The sequence below is a fragment of the Sporanaerobacter sp. genome (assembly GCF_047830725.1).
Classification (GTDB): domain Bacteria; phylum Bacillota; class Clostridia; order Tissierellales; family Sporanaerobacteraceae; genus Sporanaerobacter.
This window is the reverse complement of record NZ_CP181252.1, coordinates 1,906,451-1,927,815: the sequence shown is the minus strand read 5'-3', so window position 1 is coordinate 1,927,815 and position 21,365 is coordinate 1,906,451. Positions and strand designations below refer to the sequence as shown.

Sequence of the window (21,365 nt, the reverse complement as noted above, 5' to 3'; positions counted from 1 at the left end):
TCATGCTTAAGCTAAATATATTATACCATTAAAACAAAAAAAAATAGAAGGGCAGATATCTGCCCTAAACATAAACTTCTTCCATTTTCTCGAATTCTTTAAAGACTAAATACTTTTTAAAAGAAAGATTTACAAGAGATTTATCTTGACTATAGGTTATTCTTTCCATAGCTTCTTTTATACTAAAAAATCCCCCATCCAAAAATCCTTCATCTTTATTCACTTCATATTTTTTGCTAGGAGCCTCCATGATGTACCATGTAATCACATTACATACTGGCTGTTTCCTCGATAAAGAATAAAATTCGTAACTAGTCTCGCCTGCAGTAGACACAATTTTTGCATCTATCCCTGCTTCAAACTTGATACGGTTTAAAGCAGTATCCGTAGGTAGAGAATTGTTACGAATTTTACCTTTTGGCAAAACCCATTCACCTTTTTCATTTTTTAAGATGAATACCTTATCATTGTGGAAAACTATACCGCCAGCACAGCTTCTCACTATCATTGGCAATCAGCCTCCTTTTTCTTATTATTATAATCATACCCCAAAATAGAAAGAATTTCAACATTTTTCTGAAAATTATTTTCCTACTACTATCTTATGTAATAAATACATATTTAATCATATTTATATATTGTTTCTTATCTTGTCTATAGTATCTAAAGCATTTCTTCTCACATACCCCTTCTCATCATTTAATGATATTCTTTTAAGCAACTCTATAGTTTCATCATCTCCAATTGAAGATAGTGCCTTTATAGCATATTGCCTAACTTGAGGATTTTCATCTTTCAACTTTTCCTCCAGCAAAGATTTTGTTTCTTTTTTATTTATCTTTCCTAGTGCTGAGCAAGAAAGTCTTCTATAATTGACATTTTTGCTATTTAGCTCCATCTTCAAAAAAGGAATCAGTCTTTCATCTTTTAATTCTCCTATTAACCATATAAGTATCATTCTATCTTCAGGATTTTTAAATTTTATATACCTTTTATATATATCTTTGGAGAGCAATTCTTTTTCTTCATCCGTCATACCATTCAAATAGCATAATCTCTCTTTCTTGGGCAAACTTATTATTTTTATCAGTTCATCTTCTTTTTTATTATCTTTGTTTGCCTGCTCTATCTTACATCTAATAATATCCTTCTCCACTTCCTCCTTTGACATTCTTCTAATAATAGCTATAGTTTCCAATGATTTTCCCTCTTTGTACAAAAAATAGCTTATATAATGATCCTCTATATTAGATATGTTCTTCCATAAATCTTCGTACATAATATCACCTATTCCAATATATAATCAGAATACTTAATAAAATCTATGCTATTTAAGCTGACTAAGACCTCTGTCCCTTCTTCTCTATGCAAAATTTTTTCTACATTGTAATTGTCAAGAATGTAAGATAATATATTTTGCTTATCATAAGGAATTCGCATAGTTACTTTTCTGTATTCAAAAGGCAAATTTTCTTCAATCATTTTAAATAAAACATCCATATTATGTCCTTCTTTAGCAGATATGAATACTTTTTTATCTATAAATTTGTTATCATATACCAATTTATCTATTTCTGCTATATCGATCTTGTTAAAAACAGTAATTATAGGTTTATCTAAAACATCCAAATCTTTTAAAATATCATAAGTAGTTTTTATTTGAATGTCTAAATCACTATTTGAAGCATCTACTACATGAAGAAGCAAATCAGCATATTTAACTTCCTCTAATGTTCCCTTAAAGGCTTCAATTAAATGAGTAGGCAATTTACTTACAAAACCGACTGTATCTGTTATAAGAAAATCTTGTCCATTTAATAGTTTTCCTCTACGTAATGTGGTATCTAAAGTAGCAAAAAGCATATCATAGACAAATACTTCTTTTTGTTCATCAAAATCTTCTCTATACTCTAGCATCTTATTCATAAGAGTAGACTTTCCTGCATTTGTATACCCAACCAGTGCTACAACAGGCAAATTTGAATCTATTCTCTTTTTTCTCTTAACTTCTCTTACCTTTTCAATTTCCTTTAATTGTTTTTCAATATTCCCAATTTCTCTTAATATATGACGTCTATCAGTTTCCAATTTCATTTCACCAGGACCTCTAGTACCTATTCCTCCACCTTCTCTTGACAAATAATCCCTAAGTCCTATAAGCCTTGGAAGTCTATATTTAAGTTGAGCAAGCTCTACTTGGAGTTTACCCTCTTTTGAAGTAGCTCTTTTGGCAAAAATATCTAAAATCAAATTAGTTCTATCGATTATTTTCTTTTCAATTATATTCTCTAAATTTCTAATTTGAGCAGGAGAAAGTTCATCATTAAATACAACTGTATCTATATCCAATTCATAGCAATAGTTTTTTATCTCCTCTGCCTTTCCTTTACCTATATAAAAAGCTGCATCTACTCTGTCTTTCTTTTGAATAATTCTCTCAACAACTTCACCGTTAGCTGCCTTTACAAGTTCTTCCAATTCATTTATAGAATTGTCTATATCATACTTTTCATCTTTTAAATCTACACCTACAACAAGTACCTTTTCAAGTTTATCCTGTGTAAAATCCACAATATCACCATCCATTTTTATTAGATCATCTACTATTATATTACATTTAAAGATTTTTTCCTAATATTATTTAATAATACTTAGTATATCATCTTTAGGCACATTTACATATTGATTTGGTACATCTCCTATAATTATAGTTTCAGCAATAGGAACACTTGAAGTAACCTTTATATTTTCCGATACCAATGGAACTATAATTTTTATTTCAGCTATAACTATTAGATAAATCCTATGCCTAGTTTGGTTTATTCCTGATTCTTGAAATTCAGTGGCAAAATCTACAGTTACTGCACCCTGTGGTACTATTTGAAGTTTTATACTTGGAAGCTTCACTATTTGAATGTCAAAAGCATTATTTAAGGGAATTTTTATGTCTGATTTTGAAATATTCTTAAGTTGATTTTGCACCTCTACAGCTACTTCTGAGGCTATAGAATTCATAAGTATTGTATTGGCCTGCATAAGAGTCACTTTACCTTTGTCATCATATTTTACAGAAATAAGATCAGTATAATCTATATTGTCATTTGTAATTATAGATGTTGCATCATTTATTGCTTGAGTAGCAATTGCTTTAGCCCTTATTTCAGAAACAGCTACTAAAGTAGCCTTTATATTGTTGTTTATATAGATGAACATGTATACTATAATTACAGCTGGCAAAACTATCCATACAATAAATCTTTTATTTTTGTTTCTATGCTTCAAAAAAAGTCCCCCCCTGTATATAATATATGCAGATAAAGTTAATAGTGTGCATTTTAAAATTTTATATTATAATAGTATTGAAACTACCCTATGAGTTAACAAGGCTTTTTTTATGTGGTATAATTAAACTATTATTTTACCTATCTCTCATTTAAGGAGGTATATTGATGTCTGAAGATAATACTAGAAAACAAGAAAGTGAAAAGAAAAAGAAGAAAAAGAAGAAAAAAAATGGACTTAAAATCTTTTTATTGATATTGTTAATGATTCTTGTAGTTGGAATTGGTACAGTAACTGGTATGGTCATAGCTATTGCAAAAGATGCCCCACAAATAGATCCAACTAATATTGGTTCATTACTTAGTCAAACTTCATTTATATTGGATGAAAATGGCAATACAATAGAAAAAATTCAAACAGATGAATACAGAACTATTGTCAGCTTAGAAAAAATGCCACCTCATTTACAAAATGCTTTTATATCAATAGAGGATGAAAGATTTAGAAAACATATTGGAGTAGATCCAAAAGGTATAATTAGTGCTATGTTTGATAATATAAAAGCTGGGGCAACTGTCAGAGGTGCTAGCACTATAACACAACAATTAGCAAGAAACTTATATTTAAACAATGACAAAAAATTAGATAGAAAAATAAAAGAAGCCTATCTTGCTATGCAAATGGAAAAAGCTTTGACTAAAGATCAAATACTAGAAGCCTATTTAAATAGGATAGATTTAGGTCAAGGTGCCTTTGGTGTTCAAGAAGCAGCTCAGACATATTTCTCAAAAAATGTAGATGAATTAACTATTGCAGAAAGTGCTCTTTTGGCCGGGATAGTCAAGAGCCCTTCAAAGTATTCACCATACTTTACAGTTAGACCTGAAGATTTTAATAGCGATACACAAGAAGAAATTGGACAGATAGATAAATTTGGAGAAAAATTTATTGTCATAAGTAATAAAAACGCCATTAAAAGACAACATGTAGTTTTAGGTAAAATGAAAGAGCTTGGATATATTTCTGATAAAGAATATAATGAAGCAATAAACCAAGATATTAAAGCAATTTTAAAACCTGGACAAAAGAAAATAAATGGTATATCTTCTTATTTCACAGACTATGTAAAAGTACAAGCAATAGAGGCAATGATAGAGAAACTGGGATATACTAGAGAGCAAGCTGAAAAAGAATTGTACACTGGCGGACTCAAGATCTATTCTACTATGGATGTAAATATGCAACACAAAGTAGAAGATATCTATGCAAATTTTACCGAAATATTATTTGGAAATCCTGAAAAATTGAAAGGCCCAGTTCTTATTGACTGGTCTTTGGACAAAAAAAAGAATATAGTAGATGAAAGAAAAAAAATCATATACTACAAACAAGAAAATCTATTTGATGAAAATTTCAATCTTGTGATAGAAAAAGGAACTTTTGAAATTCGAGATGGGAATATAGCTATAAACAATAAAAAGATTACTCCATACAAAAATAATTTAGATATTGGGGATTATTATGTTATTGATAATAAGAAAAATTTAGTTACTCATCCTGTAGGCAGCTTAACTTTGCCAGAAAATAGTTTTAAAGTAGAAGAAAATGGTGAAATATTGATACTAAATACTTTTTTATCACAAAAAGAAGATTTCTATAAAATTAATGAAAATGGTCATTTGATTATTAATTCAAATTATTTCTATAGAAGCAAGGATGGAATTGTGCAACCACAATCTGCAACTGTAATTATGGATTATAGAACCGGAGCAATAAAAGCTCTAGTTGGTGGAAGAGATATAAAAGGAAACAAACTTTTAAATAGAGCTACTTCTTCCCAAAGACAACCAGGTTCATCTATAAAACCAATTGCTGTATATCTTCCAGCACTCGACAATGGATTCACTGCAGCTTCTGTAATAGATGATATTCCACATTACAACGAAAATGGAGAACTATGGCCAAAAAACTGGTACAGTGGCTATAGAGGTCTTACTACTTTAAGAAATAGTGTAGAACAATCTATAAATGTAAACTCAGTAAAAGTACTGGAATCTATAGGAATAAATACTTCTTTGGAATATTTAAAACGCCTTGGGATAATTAATGAAGAACATCCTGAAAAAGATAACTTTGTATCAAGAGCAGAAGATAAAGCTAATAATGACGAAAATTTAGCAGCACTAGGGCTTGGTGGTATGACTAAAGGATTAACTCCGCTAGAAATGACGGCAGCTTATGGTGCAATTGCAAATGGTGGAACTTACACAAAACCTATAACTTTTACAAAGATATTAGATAAGGATGGCAATATCCTTATTGAAAATAATCCTAAACAAAATATAGTAGTATCACCAGAAATAGCTTATATAATGTCTGATATTTTAAGAACTACAGTGGCTAATGGAATTGCTGGAAGAGCACAGATTCCAAAAATGCCTACAGCAGGTAAAACTGGTACTACTCAAGAAAATGCAGATGCATGGTTTGTAGGATTTACTCCATATTATGTATCTGCTGTATGGATAGGAAATGACTCGCCTACTATAAAGTTGACAAAAGGAAGCGCTATGGCTGCTGAACTTTGGAAAAATATAATGATAAAATCTCATGAAAATTTAGAACCTAAAAGTTTTGAAATGCCTCCAAATATAGTAAAACTAAGTGTATGTAGTCAATCTGGAAAATTGCCTTCAGAAACGTGCAGTGGAGACCCTAGGGGGAATACAATTGTAAGCGAAATATTTGCCAAAGGTACTGAACCTAGAGAACATTGTGATACCCATATAGTACTAGATATTGATACAACCACAGGTAAAATTGCAAATGAATACTGTCCTAAAGATGCTATTCAAAGTAAAGTATTCATAAAAAGAGAACCACCATATAATCCTTCAGAACACAATGGTATTGTACCAAAAGATTATCAATATACTGCACCATGGGAAATTTGTCCTGTACACAATCAGGAAAATGCCATAGATGAATGGATGAATGAACAATTCAACGAAGAAAATAACGGCGAAGAAGAAACACCCATTGATGAAAACCCAGGAAACAATACTGAAAATCCAAACAATAAAAATGAAAACAACCAGAATGAACAAAATCCAGGAAATAACGGGAATGAAAACGGAAACTAAGGAAGATATTCTTCCTTAGTTTTTTGTCTTTGGATTAGATACTACAGACATTATATATCCAAAAATAATAGCTGCTGCTATTCCACCTGACGCCGCTTCTAATCCTCCTGTAAAAACCCCTATAAACCCATTTTTATCTACTCCTTTAAATACACCTTTACACAATGCATATCCAAATCCAGTGAGAGGCACAGAAGCTCCAGCACCTGCAAATTTAATCAATGGTTCATAAATACCTAGAGCAGTGAGAATGACCCCCGAGGTAACATATATGACTAATATATGAGCTGGAGTCAATTTTGTTGTATTCATAATTATTTGAGCTATAGCACAAATAAGCCCCCCAACTATAAAAGCCTTTAAATACTCCATATTTTCACCTCCTGTTTTATTTTTCATTGGAAATAGTCAATGCATGAGCTATCCCTGGTATAGACTCACCTTGTTGTGTCATGGTAGGTGAATGCAAAGCTCCTGTAGAAATAAGCAGCACTTTATTTAAATTTCCATTCAACATTTCATTATATATATAGCCATTAAACACTACAGCAGAGCAACCACAACCACTTCCACCAGCATGGGTATCCTGTTTTTTGCTATCAAATATTTTTATACCACAATCAGTATATACTTTGGAAATATCATATCCCTGCTTTTTCATGAAATCTACAACTATATCTTTCCCCACATGACCTAAATCTCCTGTAATGATCAAATCATAGTCATCTGGTGTATATCCTGTATCCTTAAAATGAATAGAAATAGTATCTACAGCTGCAGGTGCCATGGCAGAGCCCATATTGTTTACATCTTTTATGCCTAGATCTATAACTTTCCCAGTAGTAATATATGTGATATAAGGACCACTTCCTTCCAAAGACAAAATAGATGCTCCAGCACCTGTAACTGTCCACTGAGCTGAAAATGGTCTTTGAGTTCCAAATTCCAATGGAAATCTATATTGTCTTTCAGCTGTACTAAAATGACTCGAAGTAACACAAGCTACCTTGTCAGCAAAACCACCATCTATAATCATAGCCCCTAAGCTTAATGATTCAGACATAGTAGAACAAGCCCCATATAATCCAAAATAGGGCACACCTAGTTGCCTAGCACAATAAGAAGAAGTTGTGATTTGATTTAGTAAATCACCAGAAAAAAGGTAATCTATATCGCGTTCAGATAAATTAGCTTTTGAAATAGCAAGTTTAACAGCCTCCTCTTGCATTTTACTTTCACATTTTTCCCAAGACTCTTGTCCCCATTTGTCATCTTCAAGAATTAAATCAAAGTAATTCTTAAGTGGTCCTCCACCCTCTTTGGGACCTACTATAGTAGCTGTACTGATAATCGAAGGGGGATTTGCAAATTTAATAGTTTGAGCGCCTATTTTTTTTAATGACATATCATTTACCTCCTCCCAACAATATATAAATAATCCCAACTATTGTAGAACTTCCTATACCATAAACAAGTACTGGTCCCGCTATAGTAAACATTCTTGCTGCAACCCCAAATACATATCCCTCTCTTTTAAACTCCATTGCAGGAGATACTATGGAATTTGCAAAACCCGTTATAGGGACAGCCGCACCAGCTCCTCCTATCTTTGCTATCTTGTCATAAATACCAATACCTGTCAAAAATGAACCTAAAAAAACTAAAACTATAGATGTCCCAGCTGCAACTTCACTTTCATCCAATCCTCTCCCTATAAGCCAATTTCTAATTAATTGACCTAATGTACATATAAGACCGCCTATCACGAAAGCCCAAAATATATTTTTAAAATAAGTAGGCCTTGGAATTTTCCTTTCTGCGTATTCCTGATAATCCTTTTTGTTTAATTTATCCATGTTTTACTCCTTTCTATATCATTTTATGATTATTAGCCAATGTGCAAGGGAACCTACCACTTTCCCCATAACTATTGCCAATATTAAATAAGTAACATAATCTCTTAAATCTAATTTCCTAGCTACTACAGGAATTACATTTAATACTTCTGCCAATGCAGATGCAGATAATCCAACAAATATACCAAAAAATACCCCAAAGAATATTGACATATATTTATTTAATTTAAAAGAAATATTTAAGCAAAAAATTAGACTAAACAAAAACATTCCTAATGTAAGCACTCTTTGATACAGTACTATATGTTCATCAGTATCTGAAATTTGAGCAAGTCTAGGTATGATTCCAAGCAATGTAATAAAAGCTGCTGCTGCATTTCCTACTACAACACCTCCTGATATAGAAAGAATTAGAAGAACAATATTTTTTATCATTTCTTCACCACCATCTAAAGAGGATTATTTGTATCTTTAATCTTTTGTATCATAAACTCATCTACATTTTTATTGTACAAATCCATCTCCACCTCTAGTGGCCCTGGTTCTTTTCTTCTAGATTTATTGCTAAAATTAGAACTAAAAAATGCTGTCATACCTATTCCTATACCTATCGAATAAGGAATAAGCATTATAAGAGGATTACTTTTCCCTTCCCCTGTAACTATAAAATATAATTTTTCCATAGAATCTTTCATATTTACATCTTCATGAAAGTTTACTATCGCCAATCCTGCACCTAAAAATAATGATATACATACAATCAATACTTTAAGAATTTTGAAAAAATTGTTTTTTTTCGTTGAAGATTTTACTTCAATAAGTATTTCTTCTTTACCAATCATATTTACCTCAACATCATTCCTTGTATTTTCAATCTTATTGATAATATCTATAGCAGATACAAAATCTGAAATTTCTTCTTCCTTTGCTTTATATATTTTTAAATTTTCAAGATACTTTTGAACATCAGAATTTCTACAATAAACTTCAGCTACGTCAGTTAACAATACACTGCTATTTGGCTCAGCAGTATACCTAGTTTCTAACTTTATGTATATTTGCTCTTTATCCATATCTTTCACTCTCCTAAATCATATATACGATTCTGTTTACAAATTTTGCTTTTTTAGGAACGGATTTGTTAGAATTGTTTGTTCTATAAAATATTAAACCTATTGAAAAAGATAATACTAAAACTAAAACTAAAATTATTTTCTTGGTTATGATTTTTTTCATTCTATCACTCCAATTTAAAAATTCTAATTTTAGTATTTGCACTTATCTAATTTTCATTCAAAAAAAAAGGCATGTATTCATGCCTTCACCAACATATTTCTTATATCTTCCAATATTCTTTTTTCTATTCTAGAGACTTGAACTTGAGATATTCCAAGCATTTCTGCCACTTCAACTTGAGTTTTATCCCTAAAATATCTCATGACTATCACTTGTCTATCTCTAGGTTTCAACCGATTTAAGAGTTCCTTTAAAAGTATACTATCAATAACATCTATTTCGTCTTCTTCATTACTTAATTTATCTATAAGATATAGCGGAGAACCATCGCTTTGATTAATAACATCATACAAATAATCTGGCTGATAACTTGAATCTAATGCTACAACTATTTCCTCTTTATCTACATCAACTTCATCAGCTATCTCTTGTATTGTAGGTTCTCTTCCCAATTCTTTAGTTAATCTTTCTTTAGCGTATTTAGCCTTAGTAGCAGTTTGTTTTAGAGATCTGCTGACTTTTATCATACCATCATCTCTTAAAAATCTTTTTATTTCACCCATAATCATAGGAACAGCATAAGTAGAAAATCTAACATCATAGCTTGAATCGAATTTATCAATAGCCTTTAGCAAACCAATACATCCTATTTGAAATAAATCTTCAATATCATAACCCCTATTAGTAAATCCTCTTAAAACACTTTTTACAAGACCTAGATTGCTACAAACCAGTTTTTCTTTTGCTGTCTCGTCTCCCTGTTGAGCCAGTTGAATCAATTTCATAGTTTCTTCATGGCTTAAAAGATTGTTTTCATAAGATTCTCTATTCTCCATAGTATCTACTCCTTATTGGAAAGACTTTGGAACTTTTTCCTCATTTTAACCACTGTCCCTTCTCCTATATGACTAACAACTTCTAATTTATCCATAAAAGTTTCCATGACAGTAAATCCCATACCCGATCTTTCCAATTCAGGTCTTGACGTATAAAAAGGCTCCATAGCTTTTTCTAAATCTTCTATGCCCTTCCCATTGTCATAAACTAATATCTCTATTTCTTGATTCTCTATTATAGCTTCTATAGTAACAATTCCTTCTGTATCTTCATATCCATGTATGATAGCATTAGTCACTGCCTCTGACACAGCTGTTTTTATATCAGATATTTCTTCAATAGTAGGATCCAATTGGGAAGCAAAAGCAGCCACAACTACTCTTGCAAATGCCTCATTTGTTGATTTGCTCAGAAATTCAAGCTTCATATAATTTTTATCGTTCATAGTATTCTCACCTCTCTAAACTATTATTTATAGCATTTTCTATAGAATCGTATAGCTCAATTATTTTTAGAATTCCAGACATACGTAATATTCTAATCACATTTGAACTAGAACTAACAATAGAAACTTTTCCACCATTTTCTTCACACATCTTATACCTTCCCATGATAAGTCCAATCCCTGAGCTGTCCATAAAATTTAACTCTCTTAAATCAAATACAATATTTTTCTTTCCTTCATCCAAATACCAACTATCAATTTTCTCTCTTGCCTCTTCTGTACTATGATGATCTAATTCCCCCTTAAATTTAACTATCAAAGTATCCTCAATAGTATCTAAAATAAGTCGCAAAATACCGCCTCCTGACCTTGAATTTTAAATTAACTATTCTACAAAGCCTATATATATTCCTTCAATGAAAAATGACTAGTTTTGTAAAAAAAAGAAAAATAGAGTCAAAAGACTCTATTTTAAATGTTTACATGCAACTACAACATGACTCAACAATATAGATGTTGTCACACTACCTACACCTCCAGGCACAGGAGTGATACTCTTTACTTTCGTATTTACATTATCAAAATCTACATCGCCAGAAATATTTCCATCTTTGTCTAAACTAATTCCTACATCTATTATAGATGAATTTTCATTAAAATATTCTTCATTAAAATATTTGGCTCTTCCAAGAGCTGTAACTACTATGTCTGAATTTTTTGTGACTTCTTTTAAATCTTTTGTTCTTGAATGACAAATAGTTACTGTAGCATTTTTCCCTAAAAGCATCATACTCAAAGGTTTTCCCACAACCATACTTCTATTTACAACTGAAACTTTTGCACCTTCTAGGGGTATGCCATAAAATTCCATGATCTTCATTGCTGCTTTAGGAGTACATGGAGCAAATCCATCCATATTTCCTTCAAATACCTTTTCTAAATTTAGTGGATTCATACAATCTACATCCTTTAATGGACTAATTGTATTGTTTATTAGTTCTTCATCTATATGTTTAGGAAGAGGCCTAAAAATAAGTATACCATGAACATCCATATCTTGATTTAATTTTTCTATAATCTCTAACAAGCCTTCAGTAGAAATAGATTCTTCCAATTCATATACTTTTCCAACAATTCCTACGCTATCACAATTTTTTAAAATACTTTTTTCATATGCAATGTCATCGGGATTTTGGCCTACTCTTAAAATCGCTAGTGTAGGATTTATCCCTCTATTTTTTAATTCAACTACTTCTTTTTTTACATTTTCTTTTATACTTTTAGCTACTTCTTTTCCACTTAAAATATTAGCCATACAGAAACCTCCCAATATATATGTAGTAATTTTATTATAACATAAAAATCCCAAAAAAATGTAGTAGAGAGTTGCTCTCCACTACATTTTTTCACATATATAAATATATGTCTTTATTTCCTTCTATTTAGTTTTAGCAGTTTTGCCTTTCAAATCCTCTTCAAGAACAGATTTTCCCATAAATCTAACTATGCTATAAATTAAAGCTAAACCAAGAATCAAAACTAGTGCCGCAGGTGCACCTGTAAGTCCTTCTATTAAATAGCATATTATTGAAACAACTGCAACTACCATGGCATAGGGCATTTGAGTACTTACATGATCCAAGTGATCAGCTCCAGCTGCCATAGATGACATAATCGTTGTATCTGAAATAGGTGAAACGTGATCTCCCAAAATTGCCCCACTTAGAACTGTACTTATAGTTACAATCAACATAGTAGGATCTGCTCCCATTTCTACATAACTTTCTGCCAATGGCAATGCCAATGGTACAACTATAGCCATTGTTCCCCAAGCAGTACCAGTAGCAATAGAAATAAGAGAAGATATTATAAATACTATCACTGGCAACAATGCAATTGGCAAAGAACCAGATACAGCTCCTACCAAAAATCTAGCAGCCCCTACATCTTTTGTCACACTGCCAATTGACCAAGCAAGTACCAATATAATACAAGCCATGACCATAGACTTAGCTCCCTCTACCCAAGTATCAAAAGCTTCTCCAACTGTGAAAATTTTTTGTGCTACTCCCATAATTATGGCAACCATACTAGAAATAATAGAACCCCATAACAAAGCTTTAAATGAGTCTCCATTTCCAAAAGCTTCTCTAAAGCTTGTAGCACCTTCTGAGCCAGTATACCAAATACCTACAAATACAACTATTATCAATGTCAATATAGGTACAATAGCATTTGAAGCCTTAAGCTTAATATCACTTCTAATTTCCATCTTTGCTATTTCACTACTACTCATTGGATTGGAACCATCTGCAACAAGTTTTCCCTGTAAGTCTAGCTCTTTTTTCAGCTTCATACATTGGTCCAAAATCCCTTTGAGTTAAGATTATAATTAAAACCATAAATAAAGTGAAAATGCAATAATACATATATGGTATAGTTTTTAGAAAAATGCCATATCCATTGACTTCCATTCCCATTCCCTTATATGCATCAACTATAACTCCAATCATATATCCAACCCAAGTTGATACCAAAGCAAGACCTGTAATTGGTGCTGCAGTTGAATCTATAATATATGATAATTTTTCCTTTGACACATTGTTCCTGTCTGTCAAAGGTCGCATTGTAGGTCCAACTATCAATGTATTGGCATAATCATCAAAAAATACAAGTACTCCCAAAACCCAAGTGAAAAGTTGTGCAGTTTTAGGATTCTTCACTTTTTTCCCTAGTTTTTCTGCAACAGCCAAAGTTCCACCCATCTTATTTACTACGCCAATCATTCCACCAATAGCCAATAAAAATATAATAACGCTAGCAGAATCTGGATCTGCAAGTGAACCTAAAATATATTCATCTAAAGATCTCAAAAAACCAAGACCTGGATTCCATCCATTAAGCATTGTAGCTCCAAGAAATACTCCTAAAAATAAAGATAATAATACCTGTTTAGTGACAAAAGCTAATACAATTGCAACAAGTGGTGGTAAAATTGATAACCACCCAAAATCAAGTTCTTCATTGTTTTCTGCAAATACTGGGATTGTTAATATAAAAACTAAAATTATCAACACAGACAAAAACGTTTTCTTGTTCATTGATAATCCTCCTTCTGTTTATTTTTTCACAATGATCGCTATAATAACCTCCTTCCTAAAATATTAGAACTCCTCCCTTTAAATAATTTATTTAAAACTATTAAAAGAAGCCAAGTGCAATAACTGTTGAAAGTATTCCTACTAAAGTTCCTGTCACTAAGTCCTTAAAAGAGTGCCTTTTTAATTTTATTCTAGCCCAAAACACTACAGGTAATAATAAGAACAGCCAAAGTGCTGAAGCCCCCAAAAAATTATATAAAAGTGTTATCGGACCAGATACCCCACAAGCATGTCCACTAGCTTTAACTTTGACAATCTTATTCACGAAAGCTAGCATACCTCCCGAAGCAATATATGCACTAAAAATCTTTTCTACAATAACTGGTGCCCTCAAGATAAAAACAAGAATCGTACCTAATATATAACTTGAAACTGCTAAAATAAAAGCAAGCTTTCTTTCTCCATCTCTTCCCTGATCCTTGAAACCCGGCAAAATCTTTTTAAGAGGATAAGCCAACAATGGTGTTAGAGTTAGAAAAAAAATTGAATACAAATACCATCCAACACTCTTAAAATCTTTTCTAAAATTTAAATATAATAGTGTAACTGAAAAAAAAGCTACTATTGGAACTACTGTCAAAACACTGATTAATTTAGCTATTTTTTCTTTCAAATAATTACCCCCTAAAAACTATTTATTAGTCACAATTCTTCTCGCCGTTACATATCTAGAGGCATAATATTTTGAATTTATATTTATTTTCTCTACTCTTTTAGACCCTGAAGATGCATGAATCATCTCTTGATCTCCTATGTAAAGACCTACATGAGAAATTCCCTTTCCAGAAGTATTAAAAAACACCAAATCTCCAGGTAAAAGTTCTGATTTTTTAACAGGAGTACCTACTCCTACTTGATCTCTAGATGATCTTGGAAGTTTAATTCCTAAACTATTTTTATAAATTGAAAATGTAAGCCCTGAACAATCATAACCTTTTTTTCCTGTATCTCCAGATACATAGCGACTGCCAACTGCAGCATAAGCACTTGATATAAGCTTATTCAAACTAGAAGTTCTTCTTGAAAACATATTTCTTGAAGCAAATTCTCTTTCTCCATTAAACTTTATATAATCCTTTGGTATTTGAAATTCATTTCCAGATTCATCTATAATAATAAATTTATTGTTCTTAAATTCCTTAATGGGTACTATATCTCCTTTAACTAATACATAAAAATATTTACCACCATTATTTATAGTTTTATTGACTGTGGAAATTCCACAATTTATGTAATCTTCTTCAAATGACTCATCTTTAAAGAATTTCAATTTTGCATAGCCTTTATTGAAGTTCTTTCCCGCAAATAATCCATACTCTCCAGAAGAACTGATTAAAGTAACAACTTCTCCAGGCTTTAATTCTCCTATAACTTTTCCATCTAAATTTGGTTTGTCCAACAAATTTGTTTTGTCTATAGCTCTATAATTTTTATTAATTTTTTTAGTTTTTAAAACATACTCTTTGGGCACTTCGTAAAAATTCGAATCTCTCTTTATTGTATATGAATCTTTAGACTCTTCTTCTATATCAACTACTTCCTCTTGACTAAAATTTTCTTTAACTCCATTTTTATTGGATGAACTAAAATTTTTTATAAATATTCCTGTATCAGCAAATCCTATAGATGAAAACATGACTAATATTAAAATAGTAGCTATAAAAGGTCTTCTCTTTTCCCCCACCGCCAACACATCCTTTTTTATTAGTCTTCCCTAAAAACTTATTATATTTTTTATTATATATTATATTATGCTATGTAGCAATATCATAAACGATTTTTATTTTAAGAATTTTGCAAATTTTTTAAGTGTTTAAGTGTTATGAAAAACCCAAGAAAATTAGTCCTCTTGGGTTCCAATTGGTTCTACGTGAACCATACAATGCTTTACATTCGAAACTCCGCCTTCAATAGAATCATGAACCTCTTCTGCTATTTCATGACCTTTTTTTACAGTAAGAGCTCCCTCAACAGAAATCTCAATATCTACATACAGTTTGTTTCCAAACATTCTAGTCTTTAATAAATTTATATTTTCAACCCCTTCTATAGATTGAGCCAATTTTTTTATCTTGTCTACAGTTTCATCATCTGCAGACTCATCTACTAATTCCTTAGTAGCTCTTATATATAGAGTCAACACCTACCTTAATTACAAACAAACTAACCACTATACCGGCTATAGGATCTAATACCTTTAAGCCCATCCTAGCACCAAGTATTCCAGCAAAAGTTCCAATAGAAGAAAATGCATCCGATCTATGATGCCATGCATCAGCTTCAAGCGATAGGCTTTTTATTTTTCTTGCTACTTTAACTGTATACCAATACATACCTTCCTTAGCTATAATAGAAACCAAAGCAGCTATCAACGCTATAAAGCCAGGTGTTTTAATATCGCCATATATTAATACCTTTATTCCTTCATATCCAATAAATAGGCCTGTTAATATAAGCATGGCACTTAAAATTTTTGCAAATACAGCTTCATACCTCTCATGACCATAAGGATGTTCTTTGTCTGCTTCTTTCGATGATAACTTTAATCCAAAAATCACTACAACGGTAGTCAAGCACATCTGACAAAGTATGAACTCCATCAGCAAGCATAGCACTACTTTTCCCTACAACTCCAGCAATTATTTTAAAAATAGACAAAATTACATTTACTATTATTGTGATAACTGAAGTTTTAACTCCCAATTTGTAATCATCCATAATATTACCTCCAGAATATATAATATTATATTATTATATGCATAATTTATTTCAATTGATAATATTATATACCCATCAATCTCAAAAATCTAGCATTTTACACAAATAGAACTCATTATCAATTGATAATGAGTTCTATTAAATAAAAGGAGTAGCAATAAAAAATCCACTAAAATAGGATTAGTAAGTGTAATGGCTATTTCACTTCCAATTCATCAACGTATTCATTACAATTTTTACAATAATATCTAATTTCCACTTGAGTTCCACAATCTTTATGACAAACTGTTTTATTGCAATTATCTAGATACCTATTTGCCCATAATATCATGGCATTAAATACATGATTAAAATCCTTTCCTTTCTCCGTCATCATATATTTATATCTAGGCGGATGTTCATTGTATAGTTCTAAATATATGAGCTCATTTTCCTCAAGGATTTTTATCCTATCTGAAAGGATATTTGTAGGTATTGGTTCTAATGCTTCTTCCAGTTCTTTAAAAGTATTTTTGCCTTTAGATATTCTGTGAAGAACCAACATAGTCCATCTATCTCCTAAAATATTTAAAGTTTGAGCTAAATTGCAATCAAAATCATAAGTATTCTTCAACATATCACTTCCTTTCTAATCCACCATCTATAAGCATTTTCATAAATTCTTTATCCACAGCTCCTGGCACATAACTAACTAAATTTCCATCCTTGTCTATTACAAAAGTTGTAGGAAAAGCTTGTATAGAGTATTGTCCTAATATATCTCCAGTTTGATCGAATACCACTGGATATGTGTATCCATTGTCCTTTAAAAATTTTTTTATGTCTTCCTCAGACCCTTCTTTCCCCAAATTTGGAGCAGCTACACCTAATATTATAATGTCTCCAGAATTTTTTTCATATTCCTCATATATAGCTTCTATGTCTGGCATTTCCATTCTACAAGGCGGACACCATGTAGCCCAGAAATTCAAAAATATCACTTTTCCTTTATACTCACTTATAGTATGAGTATTTCCATATTGATCAACTAGTGTAAAATCAATTGCTGGAATTTTTGTATCTTCCTCATCAGACTCATCAGAAATCTCTTCATTATACTCCACTACATTTTTATTTGAATTTTTAAAGTATCCTACTGCTTTATCAGTTCCACCTAATGCCATGACTAAGCCTGCTATTAAAAGAATAATTCCCCCAATTTTTTGTATTGTACTCATATGAAGTTTTATTTTGTCTACATATTTAAATAGTTTGTCATAAAAAATAGCAATTAGAATAAAAGGTAATGTAAATCCAATAGTATATACTAATATCAACAAGTTCCCTGCCAATACACTTTTAGAATTTGAAGCTATTATTAATACAGAAGCTAGCATAGGTCCAACACAGGGACTCCATCCAAAGCTAAAAGAAAATCCTAACAAATAAGCTGTCCAGGGTTTCATTTGGCGAGTATCTACATTTAGTCTCTTTCCTTTTTGGAGAAATGGCAAATTTAAATATCCTGAATATAAAAGTCCCATAATCATTATGATAATTCCACCTATTAAATTCATAGTTTCTTTATTCTTTGTAAAAAATTGACTAATTGCATTTATTGAAGTTCCCAGTATAAAAAAAGTTGTAGATACTCCTAATACAAATAAAATAGTATTTTTAAGTAGAGGGCTATCTTTTAAATTATCATCACCTTCTTTTATACTCTTCACATTGCTACCTGATAAAATAGCCAAATATATTGGCAAAATTGAAAGTACACAAGGCGAAAAAAACGAAAGCAATCCTTCCGAAAACACTACAAACCCACTTATATGTCCCATATCATCGTCTCCTTTCTCAATCATATAATTATTTGTTGATTTAAATTTTAAAGTGACTTTATTTTTTAAAGTTACTATTCATTATAAATGTGTTGCTAAAATAAGTCAACACATTTATAATAAATTAAAAGTATCATCTATACTATTCATAGATGATACTTTTATAAATATATCTTATTCTTCTTCCCAAGCTAAGGACCTATTTACTGCTTTCTTCCATCCTCTGTATATCTTTTCTCTATCTTCTTCATTCATTTTTGGATTAAATACTCTATCGACATTCCATTTTGTAGATATTTCTTCTGTATCTTTCCAGAAATCTACTGCTAATCCCGCTAAATATGATGCTCCTAATGCTGTAGTTTCTATGACTTTTGGTCTGTGAACAGGTACTCCTAATATATCTGATTGAAATTGCATTAGGAAATTGTTTGCCACAGCACCACCATCTACTTTTAGTTCTTTTAGATCTATTCCTGAATCTTCTTCCATTGCCTGTAGTACGTCTTTGGTTTGATAGGCTATGGCTTCAAGAGCAGCTCTTATGATATGATTTCTATTTGCCCCTCTTGTAAGTCCTACAATAGTTCCTCTTGCATACATATCCCAATATGGAGCTCCAAGGCCTACAAACGCTGGTACTATATATACTCCATTTGTATCCTCGACCTTTGAAGCAAAATATTCACTGTCTGATGAATCTGATATGAGTCTCAATTCATCTCTTAACCATTGAATAAGTGCTCCTGCTATAAATATGCTACCTTCTAGTGCATAATTAACTTTTCCATCAATACCCCAAGCAATTGTCGTAAGTAATCCATTTTTTGATGGTACGGCTACTTCACCTGTATTCATAAGCATAAAACAACCTGTACCATAGGTGTTTTTAGCCATTCCCTCACCATAACACGCCTGACCAAATAGTGCCGCTTGTTGATCTCCTGCTATTCCCGCTATTGGAATTTCAGCTCCTCCAAAAGTTTTTTCATCTGTCACACCATATACTTCACTAGATGGTCTTGCTTGTGGTAACATAGAAATTGGAATATCTAATTCTTTTAATATTTTTTCATCCCAACATAAATCTTTTATATTAAATAGCATAGTCCTTGATGCATTTGAATAGTCAGTTACATGAACTTTGCCTCTGGTCAAATTCCAAAGTAGCCAAGTGTCAATGTTTCCAAAGAGGAGCTCTCCATTTTCTGCTTTTTCCCTAGCTCCTTCTACATTGTCAAGAATCCATTTGATTTTGGTACCTGAAAAATATGCATCTATTACTAATCCTGTATTATCTTTTATATATTCTTCTAATCCTCTTTTTTTCAATTCATCACATATTGGAGCTGTTCTTCTACATTGCCATACTATAGCATTATATATAGGTTTCCCTGTGTTTTTATCCCATACTACAGTAGTTTCCCTTTGGTTTGTAATTCCTATGGCTGCTATTTCTTGAGGTCTAACCCCGGCAGTTTCTAATACTTCTCTAGCCACTCCCATCTGGCTACCCCATATTTCCATTGGATCGTGCTCTACCCAACCTGGTTTTGGGTATATTTGTTTAAATTCTTTTTGAGCTACTTGAATTATTTCTGCATTTTTGTTAAACAATATAGCCCTTGAACTTGTAGTGCCTTGATCTAGAGCCATTATATATTTCTTTTCCACTGTAACTTCCCCCTTAATTAATTGTATTTAAACATCTAAATCTAAATCCAAATGTTGAAAATTAAATTGTATATTAAAGCTCCAACTATTCCGCCCACTACTGGACCAAAGATTGGAACCCAAGCGTATTCCCAATCTGAATCTCTTTTATTTGGTATTGGAAGTATTGCATGAGCTATTCTTGGACCAAGATCTCTAGCAGGATTTATTGCATAACCTGTAGGTCCTCCTAGACTCAAACCTATTGAGAAAACCACAATACCTGCCAACATTGGTCCTAATGGTCCTACTGCATTGTTTGCATTTCCTGTCCCTAAAATTCCAACTACTAACATTGCAGTTCCTATAACTTCTGTGATGAAATTTCTTCTAAAGTTTCTTATAGCTGGTGCAGTACAAAATACACCTAGTTTTGCATCTTTGTCATCAGTTTCAGCAAAATGATCTTTAAATGCAGCATAAGCAAGCATTGCACCTACTATAGCTCCTAATATTTGTGATATTATATATCCTGGTACTAATTTCCATGAAAGATTGCCTAAAACAGCCATAGCAATAGAAACTGCTGGATTTAGATGAGCTCCACTTACCCATCCAGTAGTATATGCAGCTATTGCTACAGCAAATCCCCAACCAGCCGCTATAACAATCCAACCTGAATTCTGCCCTTTTGATTTTTTCAAAGATACATTACAGCAAACGCCACTACCTAACAATATCAATATAAGTGTACCAAAAAATTCGCTTAAATACATAGCCATATTTGACATTTATGATTCCCCCTTTTTAGTTTTAGATAAATTTTCCTAGCTATTCTTCCGTTTTTCATTTATTTATCGGGGGTTTTACACAATCACCTCCTAAATTTAGTCTCTTGTATATCTCTATGATATAAATAGCGATTTTATTTGCATTTTTCATTTTTTCTAAAAAATCTTTTATTATTATTTTCATATATTATAACAATGAAACTTTCCTATTCATTGCAAAAAATATCTTTCCTACTCAATTTAAGTAACATTAACTAATTTAATTTTTGATTTCTTTTTAAAAATTCCCACATTAGAAAAACCCATCATTTTTACCTATAATACCATCATATCATCAAAGTAGCTAATTTTAAGATAAATATAATATTTGTATTATTCACGTAAGATGATATAATCAATTCAAGAATGTATTAAGCAGTAAAA

General features: G+C 31.5%; 25 protein-coding genes. 1 reads left to right on the top strand and 24 read right to left on the bottom strand.

Annotated features, from left to right (window positions below):
* Positions 1 to 64: 64 nt before the first annotated feature.
* The 4 genes from ACFWUA_RS09590 to yunB form a co-directional block, all read right to left on the bottom strand.
* Positions 65 to 508: an NUDIX hydrolase gene (locus ACFWUA_RS09590; RefSeq protein ID WP_416197797.1), complete on the bottom strand. Its 444-nt coding sequence runs from the start codon at positions 506 to 508 to the stop codon at positions 65 to 67.
* Between the two features lie 123 nt (positions 509 to 631).
* Positions 632 to 1,279, bottom strand: coding sequence for a HEAT repeat domain-containing protein (locus ACFWUA_RS09585; protein WP_416197796.1), 648 nt, complete (start codon positions 1,277 to 1,279; stop codon positions 632 to 634).
* A gap of 8 nt (positions 1,280 to 1,287) precedes the next feature.
* A complete protein-coding gene (gene hflX / locus ACFWUA_RS09580) occupies positions 1,288 to 2,571 on the bottom strand; it encodes a GTPase HflX (RefSeq protein ID WP_416197795.1) in 1,284 nt (427 codons plus the stop codon).
* Between the two features lie 66 nt (positions 2,572 to 2,637).
* Entirely contained in the window at positions 2,638 to 3,282 is a 645-nt protein-coding gene (yunB, locus tag ACFWUA_RS09575; RefSeq protein ID WP_416197794.1) for a sporulation protein YunB, read from the bottom strand.
* A gap of 167 nt (positions 3,283 to 3,449) precedes the next feature.
* On the opposite strand from yunB, the gene ACFWUA_RS09570 reads away from it, so the two are divergent.
* Positions 3,450 to 6,425 (top strand): penicillin-binding protein 1A, encoded by a 2,976-nt coding sequence (locus ACFWUA_RS09570; protein WP_416197793.1) that lies wholly within the window; start codon positions 3,450 to 3,452, stop codon positions 6,423 to 6,425.
* A gap of 15 nt (positions 6,426 to 6,440) precedes the next feature.
* Here ACFWUA_RS09570 and spoVAE read toward each other — a convergent pair whose 3' ends face one another.
* The 20 genes from spoVAE to ACFWUA_RS09470 form a co-directional block, all read right to left on the bottom strand.
* On the bottom strand, positions 6,441 to 6,797 hold the full coding sequence (spoVAE, locus tag ACFWUA_RS09565; protein ID WP_416197792.1) for a stage V sporulation protein AE: 357 nt from the start codon (positions 6,795 to 6,797) through the stop codon (positions 6,441 to 6,443).
* 16 nt (positions 6,798 to 6,813) lie between these two features.
* Complete coding sequence (spoVAD, locus tag ACFWUA_RS09560) at positions 6,814 to 7,830, bottom strand: stage V sporulation protein AD (protein ID WP_416197791.1); 1,017 nt, start codon at positions 7,828 to 7,830, stop codon at positions 6,814 to 6,816.
* 1 nt (position 7,831) lies between these two features.
* Positions 7,832 to 8,281, bottom strand: coding sequence for a stage V sporulation protein AC (gene spoVAC, locus ACFWUA_RS09555; protein WP_416197790.1), 450 nt, complete (start codon positions 8,279 to 8,281; stop codon positions 7,832 to 7,834).
* Between the two features lie 18 nt (positions 8,282 to 8,299).
* Complete coding sequence (locus ACFWUA_RS09550) at positions 8,300 to 8,716, bottom strand: stage V sporulation protein AB (protein ID WP_416197789.1); 417 nt, start codon at positions 8,714 to 8,716, stop codon at positions 8,300 to 8,302.
* Between the two features lie 14 nt (positions 8,717 to 8,730).
* Positions 8,731 to 9,354, bottom strand: a complete 624-nt coding sequence (locus tag ACFWUA_RS09545) for a stage V sporulation protein AA (RefSeq protein WP_416197788.1) — start codon at positions 9,352 to 9,354, stop codon at positions 8,731 to 8,733.
* A gap of 240 nt (positions 9,355 to 9,594) precedes the next feature.
* Positions 9,595 to 10,353: an RNA polymerase sporulation sigma factor SigF gene (gene sigF / locus ACFWUA_RS09540; RefSeq protein WP_416197787.1), complete on the bottom strand. Its 759-nt coding sequence runs from the start codon at positions 10,351 to 10,353 to the stop codon at positions 9,595 to 9,597.
* 5 nt (positions 10,354 to 10,358) lie between these two features.
* The gene (spoIIAB, locus tag ACFWUA_RS09535) at positions 10,359 to 10,799 is read right to left on the bottom strand and encodes an anti-sigma F factor (RefSeq protein WP_416197786.1); all 441 of its coding nucleotides are present in this window, start codon (positions 10,797 to 10,799) and stop codon (positions 10,359 to 10,361) included.
* Positions 10,800 to 10,806: 7 nt separating this feature from the next.
* Complete coding sequence (spoIIAA, locus tag ACFWUA_RS09530) at positions 10,807 to 11,151, bottom strand: anti-sigma F factor antagonist (protein WP_416197785.1); 345 nt, start codon at positions 11,149 to 11,151, stop codon at positions 10,807 to 10,809.
* 114 nt (positions 11,152 to 11,265) lie between these two features.
* Entirely contained in the window at positions 11,266 to 12,114 is an 849-nt protein-coding gene (locus ACFWUA_RS09525; RefSeq protein WP_416197784.1) for a bifunctional 5,10-methylenetetrahydrofolate dehydrogenase/5,10-methenyltetrahydrofolate cyclohydrolase, read from the bottom strand.
* Positions 12,115 to 12,237: 123 nt separating this feature from the next.
* The gene (locus tag ACFWUA_RS09520) at positions 12,238 to 13,155 is read right to left on the bottom strand and encodes a Na+/H+ antiporter NhaC family protein (protein WP_416197783.1); all 918 of its coding nucleotides are present in this window, start codon (positions 13,153 to 13,155) and stop codon (positions 12,238 to 12,240) included.
* Entirely contained in the window at positions 13,088 to 13,900 is an 813-nt protein-coding gene (locus tag ACFWUA_RS09515; protein WP_416197782.1) for a Na+/H+ antiporter NhaC family protein, read from the bottom strand. Before ACFWUA_RS09515 ends, ACFWUA_RS09520 begins: the two co-directional genes overlap by 68 nt.
* A 100-nt stretch (positions 13,901 to 14,000) precedes the next feature.
* Positions 14,001 to 14,573 carry a hypothetical protein gene (locus tag ACFWUA_RS09510; protein WP_416197781.1) on the bottom strand — a complete coding sequence of 191 codons (573 nt, stop codon included), beginning with the start codon at positions 14,571 to 14,573 and terminating at the stop codon, positions 14,001 to 14,003.
* An 18-nt stretch (positions 14,574 to 14,591) separates the two neighbouring features.
* On the bottom strand, positions 14,592 to 15,644 hold the full coding sequence (locus tag ACFWUA_RS09505; protein WP_416197780.1) for an NlpC/P60 family protein: 1,053 nt from the start codon (positions 15,642 to 15,644) through the stop codon (positions 14,592 to 14,594).
* A gap of 156 nt (positions 15,645 to 15,800) precedes the next feature.
* A complete protein-coding gene (locus tag ACFWUA_RS09500; RefSeq protein ID WP_416197779.1) occupies positions 15,801 to 16,100 on the bottom strand; it encodes a cation diffusion facilitator family transporter in 300 nt (99 codons plus the stop codon).
* Positions 16,075 to 16,518, bottom strand: a complete 444-nt coding sequence (locus ACFWUA_RS09495) for a cation diffusion facilitator family transporter (protein WP_416197778.1) — start codon at positions 16,516 to 16,518, stop codon at positions 16,075 to 16,077. Before ACFWUA_RS09495 ends, ACFWUA_RS09500 begins: the two co-directional genes overlap by 26 nt.
* Positions 16,457 to 16,678, bottom strand: a complete 222-nt coding sequence (locus ACFWUA_RS09490; RefSeq protein WP_416197777.1) for a cation transporter — start codon at positions 16,676 to 16,678, stop codon at positions 16,457 to 16,459. Before ACFWUA_RS09490 ends, ACFWUA_RS09495 begins: the two co-directional genes overlap by 62 nt.
* Before the next feature lie 196 nt (positions 16,679 to 16,874).
* Positions 16,875 to 17,291, bottom strand: a complete 417-nt coding sequence (locus ACFWUA_RS09485; RefSeq protein ID WP_416197776.1) for a winged helix-turn-helix transcriptional regulator — start codon at positions 17,289 to 17,291, stop codon at positions 16,875 to 16,877.
* 4 nt (positions 17,292 to 17,295) lie between these two features.
* Positions 17,296 to 18,498, bottom strand: coding sequence for a cytochrome c biogenesis protein CcdA (locus ACFWUA_RS09480; RefSeq protein WP_416197775.1), 1,203 nt, complete (start codon positions 18,496 to 18,498; stop codon positions 17,296 to 17,298).
* Positions 18,499 to 18,672: 174 nt separating this feature from the next.
* Positions 18,673 to 20,172, bottom strand: coding sequence for a glycerol kinase GlpK (glpK, locus tag ACFWUA_RS09475; RefSeq protein WP_416197774.1), 1,500 nt, complete (start codon positions 20,170 to 20,172; stop codon positions 18,673 to 18,675).
* Positions 20,173 to 20,213: 41 nt separating this feature from the next.
* A complete protein-coding gene (locus tag ACFWUA_RS09470; RefSeq protein ID WP_416199195.1) occupies positions 20,214 to 20,933 on the bottom strand; it encodes an MIP/aquaporin family protein in 720 nt (239 codons plus the stop codon).
* Between the last annotated feature and the right edge of the window lie 432 nt (positions 20,934 to 21,365).